The following is a 24,295-nucleotide window of genomic DNA, read 5'->3' as shown; positions in this document are numbered from 1 at the left end:
GCCACATAGCAGCTGAAAACCGGACAAGCCAAGCCGGATTCAAATGCACCGCTTGCGGCCATGAAGCCAATGCAGACGTAAATGCAGCATGTAACATCTTAGCGGCAGGATATGCCGTGTTAGCCTGTGGAGAGATAGTGCTGTTAGACTTCTCGATGAATCAGGAACCCGCCGAAGCGATTCAAGCTTACGCCTGAACGCCGTAGGAATCCCCGTCGTTTAGGGCGGGGAGGATGTCAAAATCTTATGGATTCCCCGAAATGATATTCCTGCAAATAGTATGCAAATTTGTTGGAGACGACGATTTGTGCGGTAATCTAAACTCCGAGGGCACAAAAGTGTCCGTGGAATTCGGTAGAGGCGGATGGTATGCGTACAAGAACTTTAAAAGCAAATATCATGGTAACAATTCTTCTGGCGTGCGTGATTTTCGCATTGTCGGTGGGTTCTGCAATGGCGGCCGCAGAGGTGACGAAGGCAAAAAGCATCACGTATGCTTATGTCGGTTCGGGCGCTGATTCGACGCTGATTTTGACAGTCGTCCTTGCCGACGACACCAAGCTTCCGGCAAATGTTCGCTTCAATTATCCGACCGGCATAATACCCGGATGGACCGGAGAGGTTCTCGGCGGAGCCACGACCGACGACCCCACCGTTACGACGACAAAAATCAAGGACGGTTCGACGTGGACGACATACGAAGCTACGCTTACGAAGTCGAAAACGTTGCAAATCGAAGGTACGGCGGAAGTGGATACCGCGAATATGGACACTACGAATGTCGTGGCGTCCATTCAGTATCGTCCGGCTATCGATGCCACACAGGTGGTTCTCGGTACGGAGATACCCAAAACAGCCACCATTCTCAAGACTTCCGGAGCATCTGATCTCGGTGCCGGTAAGTTGGGAGAGATGTACGGTATTCCTCAAAACGACGTGAAAGCCGGTAAGGATGTAACAGCTCAGATCGTTTATAAAACATCGGCTGCGGCTGCCACCTCCCAAACCGGTGCGAAGAAATCGAACACGGCACTGACGGTGATCATCGTTGTACTGGCTCTTGCATTTATCGCGCTGGTGGTGGTTTTGCTCTCGAGGCGCATGGGCAGTGAGGCACCTTCTCAAAAGAAATCCGGCGGTTCGAAATCTAGAAAGTAGGATTTCTCATGCCGGGTTGCAAACGGTAAGCGCGCGGGCGGATTACAGGTTTTGATACGTCCGTTGACGGTAGTATAATCGAGGGTGTCTTACTTTAAGACACCCTCGATTTTTTAATAGATTTTTTAATAGTTAGGACAACTGATGATTGCGACGTATGCTATCGGTATCGATGTCGGGGGAACGAAAATCTCTGCAGGTCTCATCGATGCGAAAGGACGGGTCGTACACGACACGGCCGTGCTCACCCCGAAAGAAAAGGGTCCGTTCGGCATAGTCGATGCAATTATCCACGTGGGCAAAGAAGTCTCGAAACATGTATCCACGAGTGAGGTCGCCGGTATCGGTATCGGTCTCCCGGCGCAGGTCGATTTTGCCCGTCAAGAGATTGAATTTTGTACGAACTTACCCCTGACGGGAGTGGATGTCAGGTCTTTGGTCGAGGCATCGTTTCGCCTTCCCGTCACCATTGATAATGACGGACAGCTTGCCGCATTGGGCGAGTGTCGGTATGGCGTGGGTCGGAAAATGTCGGACCTGTTGATGATTACGCTGGGTACGGGCGTCGGCGGCGGCCTGTGGCTCAACGGACAGCCCTACCGTGGCTCGCGAGGTTTGGCCGGCGAGCTTGGACACGTGGTCATTGACATAGACGGTCCTGCTTGTCCGTGCGGAGGGAAAGGGCACCTCGAATCATATCTTGGAACACCGGCGATTACCGAGCGCGCACGTGAAGCTGCTAAAAAACCGAACGGGAGAGCGATTTATGCCGCCGCCGGTAATCAAATGAGTGCGGTAGACGCGCGTTCTCTCATTCAAGCTGCGGCGGCAGGCGATGAAGTTTCTCTCGGTATCCTCACGGAGCTCGGTGTGATTTTGGGACAAGCGCTTGTCGGTTTCGTCAATATCTTCAATCCCAAGGCGATTTGTATCGGGGGCTCCATCGGCGAGTCGGCCGATGAGCTGGTGGCCGCTGCCGGACGCGTAGTCGACACGCAGGCGCTTGCCGGGCGTAAAGATGTCCGTGTCGTCCAAGCGACACTCGGCCGGGATGCGGGCGTTCTCGGCGCCGGAGCACTGGCTTTCGAGGAATACGAATCTCGCGAAGGTTTTCATCTCTAGAAGCATTCTTGTATACTAGTTTTGGTTTTTGATGTAAGTATGAGCCCGAAAAGAAGGAGCGCGGAATTATGGCCGATAGCGGACTCGATAATTTGGAAGAACGGGTAATCGTTCTTCGAGATAAAGCCGCCCGTGAGGGAATAGAGATTCCCGATGAGGTCATCGACTTCATGGCGCATAAATACAGCGTCCCTCAAGCTCTCAAGGGAGCCCTTATAAACGTATCCGCGTATGCCATGCGTCGCGGCATTCCTCTTACGCTCGAGGTTGCCGAGCATGTGCTCGACGGCACGCGACGCAGCCGAGACAAAAAGGTGACGGTTGAGCCGTACGGAGATTCCATCGGTCCCGCTGACGAGCCGAAAGAAGATGTCGCCACCGAAAGCGGACCCATCGTTTCGGAGTTCGCCGAACCCGATTTGGACATCGAACCTGCAGACCGACAGTTCGATGCCCCCGGTTTTTCTCAGAACATCGAGCCGGTTTCGGCATGGAAGGTGTACCCGGAACCGGATGCACCGCTTTTTTCCTATGAGGAGTATCTGGAGTCGGCGACGGCGGAAGAATATCCGGTCGTCGTGCCGACGGTCGAGGAGTCCTCGGCCGCTGCAACGGAGTCCGACGAATCTCGGGAAAGCAATGCGGTGCAATCCGAAGATGTGTATTTTGTGCCGATGCGCACCGAACGCAAAAGGTCGTTGACCGAGCGTGCGGGATCGGCGCTTGTCCGTGCCGGGCTCGGAGACGTTATCGCCGAGGGCGACAAAGTCGCCATCAAGGTTCATTTCGGTGAAAAAGGAAACACTGCCTTTGTGAGTCCGATTTATGTGCGTGAAGTGGTTCGCCTCGTCAAGGAGGCGGGAGGAAAGCCATTCTTGACGGATGCGAACACGCTGTATTCCGGTCAGCGTGATAATGCCATAGACCATATCGAGTGTGCGATCCATAACGGGTTTTCCTACTCGACCGTCGAGGCCCCCATTATCATCTCCGACGGTATTGACGGCCGCGACGGCATCGATATCCCCATTCAAGGCGGTAAACATTTCGAGACCGTTCGTCTCGGCTCCGCATCGGTTCATGCCGATGCCATGGTTGTCATAAGCCATGTGAAAGGACACGGGGAAGCGGGATTCGGCGGTGCGATAAAAAATGTCGGGATGGGGTTGGGAACTCGAGCGGCAAAACAGCGTATGCATTCGGTCGTGAAGCCGAATGTGGTGGCTGAAAAGTGCACACGTTGCGGGCGGTGCGTCCAGTGGTGCCCGGTCGCGTGCATCGGTATCGGTCCGAACCACGAGGATAAGGCGATTATCGATTCTGAGGCGTGTATCGGTTGCGGCGAATGTGTCGCGGCGTGTTCGCACGGTGCCGTCAACGTCGAGTGGGGTAGCGACAAGAATGCATTTCAGGAGAGAATCGTCGAGCATGCTTACGGGTTGTTCACCGAAAAAGGCAACAAGATGATTTACCTGAATTTCTTGACCGATATATCCCCGGAATGCGATTGCTGGTCATTCAGCGATGCATCGATTGTTCCCGACATCGGGATATTGGCGAGCCGAGATATCGTGGCTATCGAGCAAGCGTCCTACGATATGGTCACCGAAGCGGTCGGCAGTGTCGGCAGTGTCGGTGAAGGGCTTTCGGCCGGTGTCGACAAGTTCCATGCGATTCATGAAATCGACGGACAAGTCGCCATCGCGTATGCGGAATCTCTCGGAATGGGCACGCGTAACTATTCGATAAAAAAGATCGGATGAATGTCGTGTCGCTCGAACCCTCGACATTGTATATCGTCGCCACACCGATCGGCAATCTCGGCGATATCTCGCCGCGGGCTATTCAGACGCTCGCGCAAGCCGATATTTTGCTTGCCGAGGACACGCGAGTGACGCGTAAGCTTTGTTCGTACTTCGAGATTTCAACCGGAATCGAACGGTTCGACGAAAACACTTCCGTGCAAAAAATCCCGCATGTCCTTTCCCTTCTCGAGGGGGGCTCAAGCGTCGCTCTCGTATCGGATGCCGGCACCCCTTGCGTGTCGGACCCGGGTCTCAATCTCGTCGCCGCGGTCAAAGACGCCGAATTCGATGTCGTCAGTATCCCGGGGGCGAGCGCGGTTCTCGTCGCGTTGAGTTCAAGCGGCATAGTGGCGAGCGGTTTTTACTTCGGAGGGTTCGTTCCGCGAAAAATCGGGGATAGGCGCAGGGCGTTTGCCGACGTGGCCTCGTTGGATGCGGCACTGGTTTTCTTCGAATCGCCGCACCGTGTAGTTGCGACGTTGAATCTGTTGGCGGAGCTCTTTCCTCTTCGTATCGGTGCCGTCGCACGTGAACTCACGAAAATACATGAAGAAGTGATTCGGCTTCCTTTGCCCGAGCTTGCCCGCGAGATGGCTTCTCGGGAAAAAATCAAAGGAGAAATCGTGCTGGTGATCGGGAATCCGCCGCCGCAAGAGCGTGAACGAGGTGCGCTCGCCGACGAAGCGATTGCGGAATTATTGAGAGAAAAAATCGCACGTGGGCAAACGCGTTCGAGTGCGATAAAGCAAGTTGTCCTTGAAACGGGTTTGGCGCGCAATGAAGTCTACAAAATCGCGCTGGAACTTTAGGGGCTATCCTGCAAAAGGATGTCCTCTTCTCTCTAGAACTCAAGTTCTGCCTGTCGTATACTGGAATAAGACTATGTCTCTCAGCGAGACATCCACTTAGAAATCTTACCCAAAACTCCGGAGATTTTTCACTTATGCCAAAAAATTCATATTACTTGTCCACGCCCATTTATTATGTTAACTCGATTCCTCACTTGGGAACTGCTTACACTACGGTAGCTGCCGATACGCTGGCACGTTTTCGTCGTATGTGCGGCGACGACGTTTTGTTTCTGACCGGGATCGATGAACATGGACAGAAAGTCGAGGAGGCGGCCACCGCGCACGGCACGACACCGAAGGAATGGTGCGACTCGCTGGCCGTCAAATTTCAAGAAGTGTGGTCGTTGCTCAACATTTCAAACGATATGTTCATGCGCACGACCGATGCTTTTCATGAGGCGACCGTTCAGGCTTTGGCGACGAAGTTATATGAATCCGGGGATATTTACAAAGGCACCTATGAGGGCTGGTATTGCGTTCCCGATGAGACCTATTGGAATGCGTCGGACATCGATGAAACGCATATCTGCCCGGGCTGCGGGCGTGAATTGAAATTCGTGGAAGAGGAGAATTACTTTTTCAGACTCGCCTCCTATCAAGAGAGGCTCCTGAAATATTACGAGGAACACCCCGATTTCATCGGACCCGATTCTCGCCTGAATGAGGTGCTCTCTTTCGTCAAAGGGGGGCTCAACGACCTTTCCATTTCACGTTCGAACGTGAAATGGGGCATCGAGTTGCCCTGGGATAAGACGCACACGATGTATGTTTGGTTCGATGCGCTCATCAACTACCTTTCCGCCGTCGGGTACGGGCAAGAAGGCCGCGAGGAGACATTCGCCTATCGGTGGCCTGCACAGATACACTTCATCGGAAAAGACATCATTCGTTTCCACTGCGTGATTTGGCCCGCCATGCTCATGGCGGCCGGAATCGAGTTGCCGGAGCGAGTATTCGCGCACGGTTTCCTCCTCACCAAAGGTGAGAAGATGTCCAAATCCAAAGGCAATGCACAGACACCGGCGAGTTTGGTGGAACGGTTCGGCGTCGACGGCTATCGTTACTATTTCATGCGCGATGTCTCTTTCGGGCAAGACGGTTCGATTTCGCTCGAGTCGATGGTCCAGAGATACAACGGTGACCTCGCCAACGACTGGGGCAACCTCTGCAGTCGTCTTTTCAACATGGTGGGAAAGTATTTCTCCGGCCTCGTTCCCGATGCGAGTGATTGCGCCGATGAGAACGAAGGCGTCGAGCTCAAAGGTATCGCCGCGACGCTCTTTGAGAAGTATGAGGCCCGCATGGATAAGCTCGACTATGCGGGGGCACTCGAAGAGACATGGGAGCTCATCAAGGCCACGAACCGCTATATCGAAATGAGCGCACCGTGGGCTTTGGCAAAAGACGAGGCCCATCTCCCTCGGCTCAAAGCGGTGATTTACAACGCCTTGGAGGCGGTTCGCATAGCGGCGCTGTACACGGCGCCGGTGATGCCTGCGACTTCGGCGCAGGTCTGGAAACGCATGGGGCTCGGAGATATTTCGTCGGTAGACGATATCGAAAGTTGTAGCTCATGGGGTTTGCTGCCTGCAGGAAACGCCGTGGAAAAAGGAGAGCCACTTTTCCCTCGCATAATCGAGGAATAATCTCAGCGGCTATAAGAAGCAAAAGGCGGAGACTTTCGAGACGGGCAGAGAAGAAGACATGGCACTTGCAGATTTCATAAATGCAAAGAAAAAGCGGATCGAGCTCCCTGATTTCGAGGGAGTTCTCATCGCCGATACGCACGCGCATCTCGATATGGCAAAGGACCCCGCTCGCGCATTGGCTCGCGCCGGCATCGCTGGGGTAGGGCTTATTGTCAACATGATTTCGGTGCATGAAAGTCCTGCGCAGACGCTTGCCTCGTTGCCCGGGTGGATTGACTCCGCCCGCTTACTTCTCGATGAGGAGGGCCTGTCCGCTGTACAAGTCCCCCATGTCGAGCTCGCCATCGGGTCTCACCCCCACAACGCTTCAGACTATACACCGGAGGTTCGAGCACAACTTGTCGATTTCTTTCGAAAAAATCGTATAGCGGGCTTGGGCGAAATAGGTCTCGATTACTATTACGATCTTTCCCCGCGCGATGTGCAGGTAACGGCTTTCAAAGACCAGATGTTACTCGCCGAAGAACTCGATACGGTCGCAATCTTACATATTCGTGATGCGCATGCGCAGGCGCTCGAAGTTTTGCGCGAGACCGGTTTGCCGAAAGCCGGATGCGTGCTCCACTGTTTCAATCTCGGCCCTGAGGCTCTGAAGCCTTTTTTGGATTTGGGTTGCTACATCGCTTATGGCGGTCCGCTCACCTTCAAAAAGTCTGAAGGCGTACGTGCGAGTGCTTCTCTCGTGCCGAGCAATCGGCTGTTGACTGAAACTGACAGTCCTTTCATGGCTCCCGAACCGTGCCGCGGACCGAACAATGAGCCGGCTCTGACGGTGTTTACCGCCGAGGTGCTCGCTGATTGTCTCGGCATCACGAACCGGGAGTGTGCCGAAATCACCTACGCGAATGCGTGCAAATTGTTCGGATGTGCATAAGATGGGAAAACAATCCGTTCTCATTATTTCGGGAAGCGTGCGTTCCTCCGGGAACAGCTCCCTGTTGGCGCGCGAATTCATCGATAAGGCTTCCGACTCCGGCTTCTCGGTCACATTCGCCGCACCGTTGGATGCATTCGAGCTTTCAAAAGATAATTTCTCGTTCATTTCATTCAAAGGAATCGAAGGGTGTCGCGCCTGTGACGGTTGCAACAAAACCGGTGTGTGCGTCATCGACGATACGATGCGACCGCTGTATCACGCGTTTGACGAAGCGGCCGCACTTTGCTGGATAAGTCCGATTTATTTCGGCGGGGTCCCTGCGCCTCTCAAGGCGGTAATCGATCGTTTTCAGGCATTTTATTCGAGGCGTCTGCTCGGCGCGCAACCTATTTATAAGTACGGTCGCAAGCCGGCTTCACTCGTGTTGCTCGGTGGAGGGGGAGACCCGTTCGGATATCGAGCGGCGGAGATTACCGTTCGCAGTGCATCGAATATGGCCGAGGCGACCTTGCAAAAGCCGGTGATTGTGCAGGGAGTCGATAAAGCCCATGAACTTTATGCGCCCGAACATGAGGAAGCGTTGCTCGACGCACGTGCCGAGTTCGAAGCACTTCTCGAGGTCGCATCCCACCGGGTCGGGCGAGGCTGATTCGCATGTATTCACCATATGCTTCGCCGAAGGCGACGATCGAAGTCTTGAAAAAAACGGGACTGTACACGAAGAAGAATCTCGGACAGCACTTTCTCATCGATGATAATGTAATCGGGCATATATTGTCGCTGGCGGCGATTCGAGCCGAAGATGTCATCGTGGAGGTCGGACCCGGGATCGGAACGCTCACATGCGCTTTGCTTGATACCGAGGCACATATCGTTGCCGTGGAATTCGACCCGGCCCTGCCCGCGTTGCTCGAAGAGACATTCGGTGCACGTGACAATTTCGTGCTGGTAGTGGGTGACGCGGTAAAGGTGACGTCGGCCGAACTCGGCGCGGCATTTGGCGAGCCGACCGCGCTTGTCGCAAATCTGCCTTACCAAGTCGCCGCTACGGTCGTTCTGCGTTTTTTCGAAACGCTGCCTTCCCTTCAATCAGCGACGGTGATGGTTCAGGCCGAAGTTGCGCAACGCATGGCCGCACATCCCGGATCGAAAAGCTACGGCGCATATACCGTAAAACTCAATTTGCTTGCGCATGCCGTCGGCAATTTCGCGGTGTCGAGAAATTCGTTTTTGCCTCCGCCGCGTGTCGAGTCCACGGTGATTCGTCTTGAAAAAAGATCGCTCGTCGCAAACGTCGAAGAGTACAAAAAAGTTGCAAGAATCATCGACTGTGCGTTTGCCCAACGTCGAAAAACCATTCGTAACTCGCTGAAAGCAACGCTTGAAATATCGACCGAGACACTCGAAAAAGCTTTTCTAGCTGCGGGGATAGATCCTCAGAGCAGAGCTGAAATGCTTGAAGCGAATGCTTTTATCACGTTGGCACAAAAAATTCAAGACTTGACGAAAATATTTTGTTGACTTACAGAGCTCATTTGACTAGAATATAATACTGCTGAATTAGTCGATTATCGATTTTCGAAGGAGGAATCCCCTAGTGCCACGAGTCATTGGTTCCCCCACACAGATTGGGAATGTGCGCAACCGTCGTACCTTTGCGAAAAACCCAGAAATCCTACCGGTACCAAATCTCATTGCAATTCAACTCGATTCATTTAAATGGTTTATGGAAGAAGGCCTCGCAGAGGTCTTGGCCGACGCATCGCCGATTTCAGACCGTGACGAGCGTTTTCATGTCATTTTCGGTGACTATGTTTTCAGCCCCGCTAAGCATACGGTAGACGAATGCAAAGAAAAAGGTTTGACCTACCAAAGGTCTTTGCTCACCAACGTTTCGGTTATCAACCGAGAGACGGGTGAGGAACTCAGAAAGAATCTCATCTACATGGGCGATTTTCCCGTCATGACGGAGCGTGCGACCTTTGTCATCAACGGGTCGGAACGTGTCATCGTTTCACTTTTGCAACGTTCACCGGGTGTGTATTTCTCCGTCGAGGAGCGCCGCAACAAGGATGAGTACTTCACCGCCGAGCTCAAACCGCATCGCGGTGCGCCTTTGGCATTCGAGTTCGACAAAACGGGCGCGATTTTGGTCAATGCGAACCGCAGCCGTAAGGTTCCGGTCACGATGTTCATCCGTGCCATGGGGCTGGCGGAGACCGACAAAGAGATTCTCGCTTTGTTCAACGATTCCGAGGCCATCAAGAGCACTCTCGTAAAGGATCACACCGAAACCCGCGACGAAGCTCTCATCGAGCTTTACAAGCACTTGCGACCGGGCGATTTGCCGAGCGTCGACACCGCATTGTCATGGATTACGAGTCTCTACTATTCGGAGAGTCGTTATGACTTGGCACGTGTCGGCCGTTACCAAATCAACAAGAAGTTTTCTGATATCTCAGAAGAGTACAAGACCGATCTCCCCGATGAAATGACGACGTCTTTGACTCCACAGGATATCCTTTCGACCTTGCGCTATCTCATCGCGCTCGGTGACGGTAAGCCGGGGCATTCGATCGACGATGTCGACCATCTCGGCAACCGTCGCGTGAGCACCGCAGGCGAGCTCATCCAAAATCGTTTCCGCATCGGTATTTCTCGTATGCGTCGTACGGTTTCGGACCGTCTCGCAACGCTTAACCCCGAAGAGATCTCACCTGAGAACCTCATCAATATTCGCCCGATCAGTGCGTCTATCAAAGAGTTTTTCGGCTCATCTCAGCTTTCACAGTTCATGGATCAAACCAACCCCGTCGCCGGCATCGCGCACAAGCGTCGCCTGTCTGCAATCGGACCGGGCGGTATCCGTTCTGCTCGTGAAGCGAAGATCGAAGTTCGAGACGTGCATCCGAGCCACTACGGACGCATCTGTCCGATTGAAACTCCTGAAGGAATGAACATCGGCCTCATCGGTTCTCTTGCAACATATGCGCAAGTCAACAAGTATGGTTTCATCGAGACCCCTTATCGTGTCGTCAAGAACGGTAAAGTCACCGATGAGATCCACTACCTGACTGCCGACAAGGAAGAAAAGCACGTCATCGCCCAGGCGAGCGAGCCGTTCGATAAAAAGACCGGTAAGTTCGGGAACGAGCGTATTCTTTGTCGAGTGAAAGGCGCAGGCCCCGACGGTGAGTTCGGCGAGCCGGACGAGCGTGCTCCCGAGGATGTCGACTACATGGACGTTTCACCTCGTCAGATGGTTTCAGCCGTTACCGCTCTCATCCCGTTCCTCGAGCACGACGACGCAAACCGTGCTTTGATGGGCGCGAACATGCAGCGTCAGGCCGTTCCTTTGATGAAGCCGGCCGCACCGCTCGTCGGTACCGGACTCGAAGGCAATATCGCCGTCGACTCGGGCGAAGTGTTTATCGCCAAGCACGCCGGTGTCGTCGAAGAAGTCGACGCGGAAGTTGTCAATATTCGCACTGCGGATGGCACGATTGATACGTATACGATGCCTAAGTTCCGTCGTTCGAACCAGAGTACCTGCATCAACCACCGCCCGATAGTCGTCGAAGGCCAAATCGTCGAGGAAGGCGATCCGATAGCGGATGGTCCTTCGACGGAGAGTGCGGAACTGGCCCTCGGACAAAACCTCCTCGTGGCATTCATGCCGTGGGAAGGCTATAACTACGAAGACGCGATCATCTTGTCGGAGCGCTGCGTGCGCGATGATCTCTTGACTTCGATTCACATCAAGGAATATGAAATCGAGGCTCGCGACACCAAGGTTCGCGCCGACCGCGACACCACTCCTCGTGCAGAAGAAATCACGCGTGAAATTCCCAACACGAGTGAGGATATGCTCGCCAATCTCGATGAGACCGGTATCATTCGTATCGGTACCGAGGTCGGCCCCGGCGATATTCTCGTCGGTAAGGTCACCCCTAAGGGCGGTTCTTCGTCAGCGACCGCCGAGCAACGGCTTCTCGAGCAAATCTTCGGCACCAAAGTCGATCCCGTTCGTGATTCATCGTTGCGCGTTCCCCATGGAATCAGCGGTCGTGTCATCGATGTTCAACATATTCACGGCAACGAGGATGGGGTCGAGCTCAAGCGCGGCGTCAATGAACTCGTGCGTGTGTTTATCGCTCAAAAACGTAAGATTCAAGTCGGCGACAAGTTGGCCGGCCGTCACGGAAACAAGGGTGTCATCTCCAAGATTCTGTCGATTGAGGATATGCCTTTCTTGGTGGACGGTACTCCGGTCGACATCATCTTGAACCCGATGGGCGTTCCGAGCCGAATGAACGTCGGACAACTTCTCGAAACCCACCTCGGTTACTCGGCCGGATTCGGCTGGAGCGACGATCCTAAGGCGACGCACTCCGTCCCCGGTGGATTGCACGTATCGACTCCGGTATTCGACGGTGCGAAAGAAGATGAGATTTCAAACATCTTCGATTTGACGAACAAAAACCTCGAGCTCAAAGCCCATGAGCGCTTCGGCGATCAGGTCATGACCCAGTTCGTACCGAAGATTTCGCGTCAAGGAAAAATCGAACTGATCAGCGGGCGCACGGGAGAACCCTTCGACGAGCCGGTAACCGTCGGCGAGATTTACATCTTGAAGCTCCACCACTTGGTGGACGACAAGATCCACGCTCGTTCAACGGGACCGTACTCACTCGTCACACAGCAGCCTCTCGGCGGTAAAGCACAGTTCGGTGGACAGCGTTTCGGTGAAATGGAAGTCTGGGCTCTCTATGCATACGGCGCCGCCTATTTGCTTCGCGAGATGCTCACGGTCAAGTCAGACGACCTCAAGGGCCGTATCAAAGCTTACGAGGCAATCGTCAAAGGTGAGAACATCCCCGAGCCGGGAATGCCCGAGTCCTTCAACGTGTTGGTTCGTGAACTCGGCTCGTTGTGCTTGAAGATGGACGCGTACACAGAAGACGGCAGCCATATCAACCTCATGCAATCTCGAGTCGAGCGCCCGACCGTGCGCGAAGAAGTTTCAGCGAAAACCGTCGTTTCCGATTTGGAAGATGAAGTGACCAAAAAACTCATGGATGCGGATAACATCGACATGGACTTCGATGCCCTCATCAGCACAGATAAAGCCGATGCATTCGACCTCAATGACGTCGTGCTCAAAGAGGATACCGATATTTCAGACGCAATCGACGAGGAGGAATAAAACGTGCCAGATGTCGATGTAAGCAGTTTTGACCGCTTAAAGATTACGCTCGCAAGCCCTGAGCAGATGCGCGCGTGGTCCTTTGGTGAAGTTAAAAAAGCAGAAACAATCAACTATCGTACGCAGAAACCCGATAAAGACGGTCTCTTCTGCGAAAAAATATTCGGCCCGACCAAAGACTGGGAGTGCGCCTGCGGTAAGTACCGTCGTGTCCGATTCAAGGGCATCAAGTGCGAGAACTGTGGCGTTGAAGTCACGAAGGCCAATGTTCGTCGTGAGCGCATGGGTCATATCGAACTCGCATCTCCCGTGGCGCATGTGTGGTATGCGCAAGGTGTAGCCAAGCACATGAGCACATTGCTCGACATTAAGTTCCGCGATCTCGAAAAGGTCCTCTACTTCATCAGCCCTATCGTCACGAGTGTCGACGAAGAACGCCGTGAAGAAGACTATGCGATGTTGCGTACGGAGCTCGATGAGGGCCTTCAAGAGTTCGTCCGCGAGCGCGACTACGAGGCGGTCAACGTCAAAGAGGCGCGTAACAACGGCATCGCCAATGCGGTAGCAAGCCTCGATGATGTCGATATTTGCGAGATATTGGTCAAGTCCGGCGATAGCAGAACGTTGAAAAGCGTTCGCAAAGCGGTCGAAAAGGGCGGAGAAGGTGCGATTGATAAACTCAACGCATTTATCGCTACGCATGGACTTTCCGCACGCTATCCGGAGGCCGCCGAAATCTTGAGTAAGATTCGCAGCGGCGAAATTGATTTGGTCGAGCATACCAACGAATACGGTGAGTTCCTCGATCTCGAGCCACGCGTGCGTGTCGAAAAAATCGTCAAAGCCGCTGAGAGCGACCTCCAAGATATCGAAGAAGAGTATGAGGAGCGCAGCGAGGTTCGCCAGCGTGCCTTCGAAGAGTTCACCAAGTTGGTAGTGCGTCAGATTTTCGATGATGAAATCATTTATCGTGAAATGTATCGCCTTTACGGTCCGCAGGTTTCCGATGCGGGTAAGGTTCGCGACGCCGGATACTTCACCGGAGGCATGGGCGCCGAGCACATCAGAACATTGCTTGCCAACATAGATCTTCAAAAAATGCGGTCCGATCTTCGCGCTCGCCTCAGTGAACTCCATGAGAACCGCGACGGCAAAGCGCCGAAGGCCACGGTCAGCAAACTCGTCAAGCAACTCAGTGTCGTCGATGCGTTCGCGAAATCGGATATCAAGCCCGAGTGGATGGTGCTCGATGTTATTCCCGTCATGCCTCCCGAGCTTCGCCCGATGGTGCAGCTCGACGGCGGACGTTTTGCGACAAGCGATCTCAACGACTTGTATCGCCGCGTTATCAACCGTAACAACCGACTCAAGAAGCTCTTCGAACTCGGAGCGCCTGAGATTATCATCAACAACGAGAAGCGCATGCTTCAAGAGGCCGTCGATAAGTTGTTCGACAACCGTCGCGATGATCGTCGCACCGTCAAAGGTCCTTCAGGCCGACCGCTCAAGTCACTTTCGCACACGCTCAACGGCAAGCAAGGACGTTTCCGTCAGAACTTGCTCGGTAAGCGTGTCGACTACTCGGGTCGTTCGGTTATCGTCGGTGGGCCTGAGCTTAAGCTCCACCAGTGCGGTCTGCCTAAGTACATGGCTCTCGAGTTGTTCAAGCCGTTTGTCATGAAAGCTCTCGTCGATCGTTACAACGACACCGACGGTCGCGACGGCGCGGCAAACATCAAAGCTGCCAAGAAGATAGTCGATCGTCAGCGCGCAATCGTTTGGGACGTTCTCGAAAAGGTAACCGCCGAGCATCCGGTGTTGCTCAACCGCGCACCGACCTTGCACCGTCTCGGTATTCAAGCGTTCGAGCCGATTCTCGTCGAAGGAAAAGCGATTCGCCTGCATCCTCTGGTTTGCGCTGCGTTTAACGCCGACTTCGACGGTGACCAGATGGCCGTTCACGTGCCTCTCTCAACCGAGGCGCAGGCGGAAGCTCGCATTTTGATGCTTTCGACGAACAACATCAAGTCTCCTTCGAATGGTCGTCCGCTCGCGGTGCCTTCCCAGGACATGGTATTGGGTCTGTACTACCTCACCGGCGAACTCGAGGGAGATCAACCTCGCCGCGTATTCTTCAGCCCGACTGAAGCGGTGCTCGCCTACGATAACAAGGCAGACCTCAATCTCAGGGCTCCCATCGAGGTGCGGAGCGAAAAGGATATGATCGTTCGTAATTCGCCGAACGAAAATGACCGCGTATCCGTTGAGAAGGGAACGCGCTTTCCGACGACACCCGGGCGTATTTTGTTCAACAAGGCACTCCCGGAAGATTTCGCCTTCATCAACTATCGTTTGACTAAGAACACCATCGCGGCAATCGTCGAAGAACTTGCGAATATTTATTCGACGACCGATATGGGCATTTATCTCGATAACCTCAAGAACCTCGGTTTCCACTATGCGACCCTCGCAGGTGTCACCGTTTCGCTCTACGATGCGAAGGTTCCCAAAAACAAGGGTGCGATTATCGAGAAGTATGAAAAAGAAGCCGATGCCATCAAGGGCCAGTACACCATGGGCCTGATGACCGAACAGGAGCGTCACGAGAAGACGATCGACGTTTGGAACCGCGCCACCGATGAGGTCGGTGAGGAAATGGTCAAAGAGTTCGATAACAGTAACCCCATTTTCCAAATGGCCGAATCCGGCGCCCGCGGTAACCTCAAGCAGATTCGTCAGCTTGCCGGTATGCGTGGTTTGATGCAGTCTCCTAAGGGAGATACCATCGACCGCCCGATTAAAACGAACTTCCGCGAAGGTCTTACCGTTCTCGAGTACTTCATCTCGACCCACGGCGCCCGTAAGGGTCTCGCCGATACGGCGTTGGGAACTGAGACCGGTGGATACACGACGCGTCGTTTCCTCGACTTCGTTCACGATGAGATCGTGACAAACGAAGATTGCGGGACAACCGAAGGCATTCCGACTTCGATTCGCGACTTCGAGAACAAGTTGGATAACAACCTCATCGGCCGAACCGTCGCAAAAGACATAACCGATAAAAAAGGCAACTTGATTCTCGGTGCCGGCGTGTACATCAACGACTTCGAGAAACTCTCCGAGCTCGAGGCGGCCGGATTCAAAGAAGTCGAACTCCGCACGGCGCTGACCTGCAAAGGCGGTCGCAGCATCTGTCAGAAGTGCTACGGATGGGATTTATCGACAAGCAGACCCGTCGATATCGGTACGGCCGTCGGCGTCATCGCCGCACAGTCGATCGGTGAGCCGGGTACTCAGCTCACGATGCGTACGTTCCACACGGGCGGCGTCGCCGGATCAGACATCACCGACGGTCTTCCGCTGGTCAACGAAATCCTCGAATCGCCGCGTGCGAACCGTGAGTTTGCGATTCTCACACCGCAGGAGGGTACGGTTTCGTTTAGAACCGAAAGCGAGAAGCGCGTCATCGTCGTGACCAACAAGAAAAAGCATGAATGGCATTCCGACCCGATCGGCGCAGAAGTGCACACCGTCGTCAACGAAGGCGACAAGGTCAAGGCCGGCGCAGCTCTCACACGCGGACGTCAGTACGGTCCGGAACTCCTCGAAATAATCGGACGAGAAAAAATGCTTCGTTGGATCATCCATGAGTTGCAGGGAGTATATCGCGGACAGGGTGTCGAACTCAACGATAAGCACTTCGAAATCATCGCAAGTCGCATGCTTTCTAAGGTTAAGATCGCCGATGCTGGAGATACCGACTTTTTGGTGGATTCATATGTCGACCGTCTGTTCTATTTGGGCGTCAACGAAAAAACCATCGCCAAAGGCGAGAAACCGGCCGATGCGAATGAGACCTTGATCGGTCCTCTCCAGATCGTTCGCGCATCGTCGCGTTCACTCGGTACGGAATCGTTCCTTTCACTGGCTTCGTTCATGTGGACCACCACCGTTCTCGCCCAAGCTGCCATCGAGGCACGCGAGGACAACTTGGTCGGTCTGAAAGAAAACGTCATTATCGGTAAACTCATTCCTGCCGGAACCGGTATGAAGCGTTATCGCAATGTGGATATTTCCTATAAGGGAACGACCGTGTCGGAAGCCGATACCAGTACGGATGTCGCCCCCGATACCATCCGCGGCGAGTTGAAAAGCATTCAGTCGCAGATTCCCTCGAGCGGAGAGTGGGAGCCGCAGTTCCTCGATGAGTGGACCCAGAGCAGCGAGGGCTTGGAAGCCGAAGACGTTGAGAAGTATATATCCCAGACATTCGACCCCAATGCTTTAATTGGCGGTGACGGGTCTGTCGTCAAGCCTGCACAGGCAGCCGGTGATTTCATCGTCGACGAAGGTGACTTCGATGAACTGAAGAGTCTTCTCGAAAGAGCCGAAGGTGTTTTGGGCGAGACGGACTTTTTGCTCGGAGGAACCAGACAAGCCGTTTCCGTCGAAGAGCTTGCGTCAAACGATCGTGCAAGCGAGGAGCTCGAGATTTCGAGTATCGGCGACCTCGGTATCGCAAAGCGTTGGATTGACAAATTCGCCGAGGCGGGTGTGACGACCATCGGAGATGTCTTGAACAAGAGCGAGTCCGAACTTCTTGCGCTATCCGGCATCGGAGCGAAGGCTGTTGCAGAAGTCCAAGCCGGACTTGCCGAAAAGGGCATCGGCTTGAAGCTTTAGCGTATCGACCAGCCGGGTCGTTGTGGCTTTCGATACCGAATCCATTCGATATCGAAATGAAACTGAAACAAGAGGACGCTCTCTTTTAAAGGAGGGCGTCCTCTTCTATGAGTCACGCCGCGTAATATTTGCGCGTGAACAAGTCCAGGAGTACGATAGTTGTTCCGTGAGATAGTTGTTGTGAATAGTCAAGGGTTCTCAGAGGGCAATCTTTCAGAGTGAGGCAAAAAGGAAATGCAACTTGATACTTTGGTTTCGGCCTTGTTCTTCGATGCGGTTTTCTTGATTGTATTGACGATATCGGCGGTCTATGTGGGCAGGTATTGTGCGCATATCTTATTCGGGGGCGAAATCAAAGTCCGTTGGTTGGCACGCATCGAGAAGGGGTTTTACCGACTCCTCGGGGAAGGTGCCACGTCTGAACAGACTCCCCGAAGATACACCATGTCGGTTTTGGCCGTTTCCGTTCTTTCGCTGGTGCTTCTTTTCGCCATGCAGATGCTGCAAAAATATATCGGGCTCAATCCGACTCATCTCGCCGCTCCGGATTGGCGCATTGCCATCAACACCGCTGTAAGTTTTGTGACGAACACGAACTGGCAAACGATGGCAGTGACCCATAACCTTTCTTTCTTCGTGTCAATGCTCGGATTGACGGTGCAAAACTTCTTGAGCGCCGCGGTCGGAATCGCCGTTTTCTGCGTAATCACCCGTGGATTTTCGCGTACGAAATCCAACACCGTCGGTAACTTTTTCGTCGACGTGACGCGATCGATTCTCTATATACTTTTGCCATTGAGCATCGTTTTGGGAGTCGCTCTCATCGCCGCGGGCGTTGTTCAGACACTCACGCCGTCGCTTCATTATACGGAGCTGGCTTCCGGCATTCGTTCCGTCATTTCTCTGGGGCCGGTCGCGAGTCAAGAAGCGATCAAACAGCTGGGTACGAACGGCGGAGGTTTTTATGCTGCAAACTCGGCATATCCTCTCGAAAACTCGACATTCTTTTCAAATATTCTCGAACTGTTCGCCCTCCTTCTGATCCCGGCTGCGCTCTGTTTTGCTTTCGGAAGAGGGGTCGGCAACAAAAAACAAGGGTGGACGCTCTATGTCGTCATGCTTATTCTCTTCTCCGTTGCGACTTTCGGGATTGCTTATTCGGAGTATAAACTCAATCCCCATTACAAAGGTGTGAGCATGAGCTCGACGGTTTCCGGCAACCTGGAGGGCAAGGAGCTACGCAACGGCGTCACTACATCCGCGCTTTGGGCGGGAGCGACCACGGCGGCAAGCAATGGCTCGGTCAATTCAACGCTCGACAGCTTCACTCCGGTGAGCGGATTCGTGTTGTTAGCTCTCATGCAAACCGGCGAAGTTGTATTCGGCGGTGTCGGTTCCGGTCTTTACGGGCTGCTGGCGTTTTGTATTTTAGCGGTCTTCATCGCAGGACTTATGGTAGGGCGAACGCCGGAATTTCTCGGTAAGAAGATCGAGCCCTTCGAGATGAAGATGGTCTGCCTGGTCATCTTGGTTCCTTCGTTCCTCATTTTGGGGACCACAGCCGTGGCGACCTTGCTCCCGAGCGCCCAGGGTTGGTTGGGAAATCCCGGAGCGCACGGGTTCAGTGAACTGCTTTATACGTTCACCTCGATGGGCGCGAATAACGGGAGCTCGTTTGCGGGCATGAAAGTCGATTCGACGTTCGTCACGCTTGCCGGGTCGCTCTCGATGCTTCTTGCGCGGTTCGTTCCGCTTATCGCCGTCATCTATTTCTCGGGTTCGTTGGCGCGAAAATCGCTTGTTGCGAGTTCTGCGGGAACGCTTTCAACCACGAATACCACGTTTGTCATCCTGCTGCTCATCGTAGTCGTCCTCATCGGCGTACTCAGTTTCTTGCCTGCTTTGTCGCTGGGACCTCTCGCTGACTTTTTCAACACAGCTCATGTGATCGGTAGGTAGTGATAATGGCTAAGATAATCGATTCAGATATTGCGCGTGATGCGCTCAAGCAGTCTTTTGTAAAGCTCGGCTTTCGTTCGCAACTCAAAAATCCGGTTATGTTCGTCGTATATCTCGGGGCCATCGCCACCTTGGTGCTCTATATCGTGAGCTTTTTCGGTTTTTACGATACGAGCAGGGGTTATACGCTCGCCATTGCAATTATTTTATGGTTTACGTCTCTGTTCGCAAACTTCGCCGAAGCAATCGCGGAGGGGCGCGGTCGTGCCCAGGCCGATAGTCTGAAAAGTGCGCGTAAGGATGTGGTCGCACACAAAATTCTCACCGATGTGAGCGGACTTAAAGAAATTGTGCCCGAAGAACTTGAGATACAAGATGTGCTCAGCAACGAGTTGATCCGCGGAGATATCGTCATCGTCCATGCGCTCGAACAAATACCTATGGACGGAGAAGTCATAGTCGGTGCGGCATCGGTCGATGAAAGTGCGATAACCGGGGAGTCGGCACCGGTGATTCGTGAGTCGGGCGGAGATAGAAGTGCGGTTACCGGAGGGACATCCCTGATATCCGACCGGCTTGTGATACGCATCACCGCCACTGCCGGAGAGTCATTTTTGGACAAAATGATCGCCATGGTCGAAGGCGCATCTCGTAAAAAGACGCCGAATGAAATCGCTCTGGAGATATTGCTTATCGCGCTCACCGCCATTTTCCTCATGGTGACCGTGACGCTCTATCCCCTCACACGCTTTTCGGCGATGCTCAACAACCACGGGCAGGTCTTGTCGCTCACGACGCTTATCGCGCTTCTCGTTTGTCTCGCTCCCACAACTATCGGAGCGCTGCTCAGTTCCATCGGAATTGCGGGAATGAGCCGGCTCAATCAGGCGAATGTACTCGCCATGAGCGGACGTGCAATCGAAGCTGCGGGCGATGTCGACGTATTGTTGCTCGATAAGACGGGCACCATCACACTCGGAAATCGTCAGGCGGCGGAGTTCTTTCCCTTGCCGGGAGTGACGCACGAAGAACTCGCAGATGCGGCGCAGCTATCCTCGTTGGCGGACGAAACACCCGAGGGGCGCTCGATTGTCGTACTCGCGAAAGAGAAACACAACATCCGCGGTCGCGACTTAAGCGCGCTGAGCCCGGAGTTCATCGAATTTTCCGCCGCGACCCGTATGAGCGGCGTCGATTATACGGAAATCGGCGATGACGGCAAGGAAGAACGTATCGCCGTTCGCAAAGGCGCCGGAGATGCCGTCAAGCGTTATGTCGAAAATATGGGCGCCGTCTACCCGTCGGAAACGCAATCGATAATCGATGAGATTGCAAAGGCGGGAGGCACTCCTCTGACGGTGGTCAAGGGAGCGAAGGTGCTCGGGGCCATCTATCTCAAAGATATTCTCAAGGATGGAGTGAAAGCAAAGTTCGCCGACCTTCGCAAGATGGGTATCAAGACGATTATGATTACTGGGGACAACCCTTTGACCGCCGCTGCGATTGCCGCCGAGGCGGGTGTCGACGATTTTCTCGCAGAAGCCCAGCCGCAAATGAAGTTGGATCTGATAGCTCGCTATCAGAAGGAAGGCCACTTGGTGGCGATGACTGGAGACGGTACCAACGACGCTCCCGCGCTTGCGCAAGCAGACGTCGCCGTTGCGATGAATACGGGAACACAAGCTGCCAAAGAAGCGGGCAATATGGTCGATCTCGATTCAAGCCCGACGAAACTCATTGAAATCGTGCGCATTGGCAAGCAACTTCTGATGACGCGCGGAGCACTGACCACTTTCAGCGTCGCCAATGATATCGCGAAATATTTCGCCATCATTCCGATACTCTTTCTTTCCATTTATCCCAAACTCGGAGTGCTCAATATCATGCACCTGGCCACACCCACCTCCGCAATCTTATCCGCAATCATCTATAATGCGGTGATCATTTTGATTCTCATTCCGCTTGCGCTCAAGGGAGTTGCGTACAAAGAACTGCCCGCAGGTAAATTACTGCGACGTAACGCGCTGATTTACGGATTAGGCGGGGTCGTTGCACCGTTCATCGCCATCAAAGCTATCGACGTCGTGCTTGTTTTGCTCGGTGTCGCATAAGGGAGCGTATTCATGTTTCGTGTATTTTCTAAAGCTTGGCGTCCGGCAGCGGTGCTCTTGGTAGTGGTGACGTTGGTCTGCGGACTTGTCTATCCTCTCGCCTTGACCTGCGTGGGCCGTGTTTTTTTCAAGCAGAAGGCTCAAGGTCAGGTACTATATAATAAACAGGGCAAGGTCGTCGGGAGTCGTCTCATAGGACAAAGCACGACCGACCCGAAGTATTTGATCAGTAGACCTTCGGTCGGAGGTTCCGCCTCGAACCTTTCGGTGTTCGGCGGCGAACAAAAGGAATCGGTGGCGCAGCGTGTCGCTTATTTCAAGAGTATTGACCCGCAGAACAAGAAAGCCGTTCCGCAAGACCTGGTAACGGTTAGCGGCAGCGGAGTGGACCCGGATATATCCGTCGAGGCCGCTTATTATCAGGCGAGTAGAATTGCAAGACATCGCAATATATCATATGCAATGGTCAAGAAATTCATCGATGAGGCGACCACAACGCCTCTTATCGGCCCCAAGATTGTAAATGTGTTAGAGGTGAACATAAGCCTCGACAAACTGTAACGAAAGGCGATGCTGTGCTTCAAATAGTCGACTTCATTCTTCATATAGATGTTCATTTAGGTACGATGATGGCTGAATACGGCGTTTGGATTTACGCCATAATCTTCCTTTTGGTGGTCTTGGAGACCGGCTTGGTCGTTACTCCCTTTTTGCCGGGAGACTCCATGCTTTTTGCAGCGGGTTCTTTAGCGGCCATGGGGCATATGGATTTTTGGCTGCTGCTCCTTATCATGCCTCTCGCGGCTATCATCGGTGATGCGAGTAACTACATGATCGGGAAGTACTTCGGTTCAAAACTCATTGAACGCGATAATAATCGGTTCATTAAGAAGAAGCATATCGACGATACACAGAAGTTCTTTGTGAAGCATGGCGGTAAGACGATTATCATAGCGCGCTTCATGCCTTTCGTTCGAACGTTTGCACCTTTCATCGCCGGCGTAGGACACATGTCCTATAAAAGGTTCGCCAGTTTTAATATCATAGGCGGTTTTTCGTGGACGTGGTTGTTTTTGATTGTCGGGTATTATTTCGGGAATATTTCTTTCATAAAGAAAAATTTCTCTCTGACGATACTTGCTATGATACTAATTTCGCTTGTACCGATTTTTGTTATGACGGTAAGGAAGCGTTATGGAAAAAACGCAGGGCAAGCTTAAGATTTTCTTAGGATATGCGGCGGGTGTCGGTAAGACATACGCCATGCTCGATGCTGCCCATGAGCAGTATAAACGCGGTGTGGATGTGGTAATCGGATATGTCGAACCGCATGCACGCCCCGACACCGTGGCGCTTGTAAAAGATCTACCGAGTATCCCTACGAAAAAGATTCGATATCGCAATCTCAATCTCATAGAGTTCGATATAGATGCGGCGCTCAAGCTTCACCCGAGCTATATTCTGGTCGATGAGCTGGCTCATACCAATGCGCCCGGATCACGAAACATCAAGCGGTATCAAGATATTCAAGAACTGCTTGCGGCGGGAATAAACGTCTATACGACCATGAATGTGCAACATATCGAGTCCCTCAACGATATCGTGGGGCAAATCGTGGGAGTCGTCGTTTCGGAGACGGTTCCTGATAGCGTCGTCGATAAGGCTGAGGAAATCGATGTCGTCGATGTCGACCCGCAAGAATTGCTGATGCGCTTTAAAGAGGGCCGGATATATGCTCCTGAAAAGGCAAAACTTGCAAGCACCCAGTTTTTCACTTTGGAGAATCTGGCAAAGCTGCGCGAAATTGCTTTGCGAAAAGCTTCCGACCAAGTCAACGAGCAGGCGCCCGCACAAAAAAGCTGCGATGCCGTTCGATTGAAACTGCTTGTATTGGCCGGCCCCGAGAAACAGGCGGCGAAGGTCATTCGTGCGAGCTCTCGTATTGCGGATGCGTTACGTTGTAATTGGGTGGTGCTCTATGTCGAGACTCCCGATTCTGCGGATTTTCCTCCGGAACAAGAAAAAGTAATACGTGACAACCTCTCCTTGGCCGAGCGACTCGGTGCAGAGGTTGCGACGATACCGGGAGAAGACATCGCCGAGACTGCCGCCGAATATGTGCGCATCTCTGTCTTCACCGATGTGGTGGTCGGACACCGGGCCGACTCTTCGTTGCACGGTCCGTACCATCGGGGAATCGAATGTCGATTAATGGAATATCTTGATGATGTCGTCATACACATTATCCCCGAGGGCTCACACAAGGAACGATTGCCGCGAAAAAAACGTAATCTGTTGAAGCGCAAAAATATGTTCATGGCGGCTCGAACGCGACGCGCCGAACTGCTGTATGAAATCACCAAGATGCTTCTGACGACACGGGGAATGGGCAATATCATCGATTTGTCTAACGACTATCTCGTCAACATCTTCAATCGTTCTTCCATTATTTATGCCGGTGAGCCCGGTAATCCCGCATTGGGTCACCTGAAACTCGCCGCCGAGGGCACTGAAGACATGTATAGGAGTCAAGCCGAACGGGCAACCGCACGCTGGACGTATATTAATCAAAAGCGAGCCGGTGCAGGGACCGATACATTGGGCGGCGCGCACATGTTTTACACGCCGCTTCTCTCGCACGGTGAGATATTCGGAGTGGTGGGTCTGGCCGATGCGATGGCAGATCATGACGAGAGGCTGTTCGTCAAACTTGCTGCCGGTGTCATCGCTCTTGCCATCGAGCGCCAACGCCTTTCGGAGGCAGGAAGTACCAACAAGAAGCACCGCACCAAATAATTTCGGCGCGGTGCTTCA

General features: G+C 53.3%; 16 protein-coding genes. All 16 read left to right on the top strand.

Going from position 1 to position 24,295, the window contains the following annotated elements:
* On the top strand, positions 1 to 197 hold a 197-nt coding region (locus JJE36_04900), incomplete at its 5' end, for a transposase (protein ID MBK5211634.1).
* Positions 198 to 399: 202 nt separating this feature from the next.
* On the top strand, positions 400 to 1,158 hold the full coding sequence (locus JJE36_04895; protein ID MBK5211633.1) for a hypothetical protein: 759 nt from the start codon (positions 400 to 402) through the stop codon (positions 1,156 to 1,158).
* A 144-nt stretch (positions 1,159 to 1,302) separates the two neighbouring features.
* A complete protein-coding gene (locus JJE36_04890) occupies positions 1,303 to 2,280 on the top strand; it encodes an ROK family protein (GenBank protein ID MBK5211632.1) in 978 nt (325 codons plus the stop codon).
* Between the two features lie 674 nt (positions 2,281 to 2,954).
* On the top strand, positions 2,955 to 4,043 hold the full coding sequence (locus JJE36_04885; protein MBK5211631.1) for a DUF362 domain-containing protein: 1,089 nt from the start codon (positions 2,955 to 2,957) through the stop codon (positions 4,041 to 4,043).
* Positions 4,040 to 4,894 carry a 16S rRNA (cytidine(1402)-2'-O)-methyltransferase gene (rsmI, locus tag JJE36_04880; protein ID MBK5211630.1) on the top strand — a complete coding sequence of 285 codons (855 nt, stop codon included), beginning with the start codon at positions 4,040 to 4,042 and terminating at the stop codon, positions 4,892 to 4,894. Before JJE36_04885 ends, rsmI begins: the two co-directional genes overlap by 4 nt.
* A 134-nt stretch (positions 4,895 to 5,028) precedes the next feature.
* On the top strand, positions 5,029 to 6,582 hold the full coding sequence (metG, locus tag JJE36_04875; protein ID MBK5211629.1) for a methionine--tRNA ligase: 1,554 nt from the start codon (positions 5,029 to 5,031) through the stop codon (positions 6,580 to 6,582).
* 58 nt (positions 6,583 to 6,640) lie between these two features.
* Entirely contained in the window at positions 6,641 to 7,519 is an 879-nt protein-coding gene (locus tag JJE36_04870) for a TatD family hydrolase (protein ID MBK5211628.1), read from the top strand.
* Position 7,520: 1 nt separating this feature from the next.
* On the top strand, positions 7,521 to 8,171 hold the full coding sequence (locus tag JJE36_04865) for a flavodoxin family protein (GenBank protein ID MBK5211627.1): 651 nt from the start codon (positions 7,521 to 7,523) through the stop codon (positions 8,169 to 8,171).
* 5 nt (positions 8,172 to 8,176) lie between these two features.
* Complete coding sequence (gene rsmA, locus JJE36_04860) at positions 8,177 to 9,043, top strand: 16S rRNA (adenine(1518)-N(6)/adenine(1519)-N(6))-dimethyltransferase RsmA (GenBank protein MBK5211626.1); 867 nt, start codon at positions 8,177 to 8,179, stop codon at positions 9,041 to 9,043.
* Between the two features lie 88 nt (positions 9,044 to 9,131).
* Positions 9,132 to 12,728: a DNA-directed RNA polymerase subunit beta gene (locus JJE36_04855; GenBank protein MBK5211625.1), complete on the top strand. Its 3,597-nt coding sequence runs from the start codon at positions 9,132 to 9,134 to the stop codon at positions 12,726 to 12,728.
* A 3-nt stretch (positions 12,729 to 12,731) separates the two neighbouring features.
* Positions 12,732 to 17,411 (top strand): DNA-directed RNA polymerase subunit beta', encoded by a 4,680-nt coding sequence (locus JJE36_04850; GenBank protein ID MBK5211624.1) that lies wholly within the window; start codon positions 12,732 to 12,734, stop codon positions 17,409 to 17,411.
* A 234-nt stretch (positions 17,412 to 17,645) separates the two neighbouring features.
* A complete protein-coding gene (gene kdpA, locus JJE36_04845) occupies positions 17,646 to 19,370 on the top strand; it encodes a potassium-transporting ATPase subunit KdpA (GenBank protein MBK5211623.1) in 1,725 nt (574 codons plus the stop codon).
* Positions 19,371 to 19,375: 5 nt separating this feature from the next.
* The gene (gene kdpB, locus JJE36_04840; GenBank protein MBK5211622.1) at positions 19,376 to 21,481 is read left to right on the top strand and encodes a potassium-transporting ATPase subunit KdpB; all 2,106 of its coding nucleotides are present in this window, start codon (positions 19,376 to 19,378) and stop codon (positions 21,479 to 21,481) included.
* A 12-nt stretch (positions 21,482 to 21,493) separates the two neighbouring features.
* A complete protein-coding gene (locus tag JJE36_04835; GenBank protein MBK5211621.1) occupies positions 21,494 to 22,042 on the top strand; it encodes a potassium-transporting ATPase subunit C in 549 nt (182 codons plus the stop codon).
* A 14-nt stretch (positions 22,043 to 22,056) separates the two neighbouring features.
* Positions 22,057 to 22,701, top strand: a complete 645-nt coding sequence (locus JJE36_04830) for a DedA family protein (GenBank protein MBK5211620.1) — start codon at positions 22,057 to 22,059, stop codon at positions 22,699 to 22,701.
* Positions 22,676 to 24,277 carry a hypothetical protein gene (locus tag JJE36_04825; protein MBK5211619.1) on the top strand — a complete coding sequence of 534 codons (1,602 nt, stop codon included), beginning with the start codon at positions 22,676 to 22,678 and terminating at the stop codon, positions 24,275 to 24,277. Before JJE36_04830 ends, JJE36_04825 begins: the two co-directional genes overlap by 26 nt.
* Positions 24,278 to 24,295 lie beyond the last annotated feature (18 nt).

It is taken from the genome of Coriobacteriia bacterium (assembly GCA_016649875.1).
In the GTDB taxonomy this organism is placed as follows: domain Bacteria; phylum Actinomycetota; class Coriobacteriia; order WRKU01; family JAENWW01; genus JAENWW01.
This window is presented reverse-complemented; position numbering and strand designations above follow the sequence as displayed.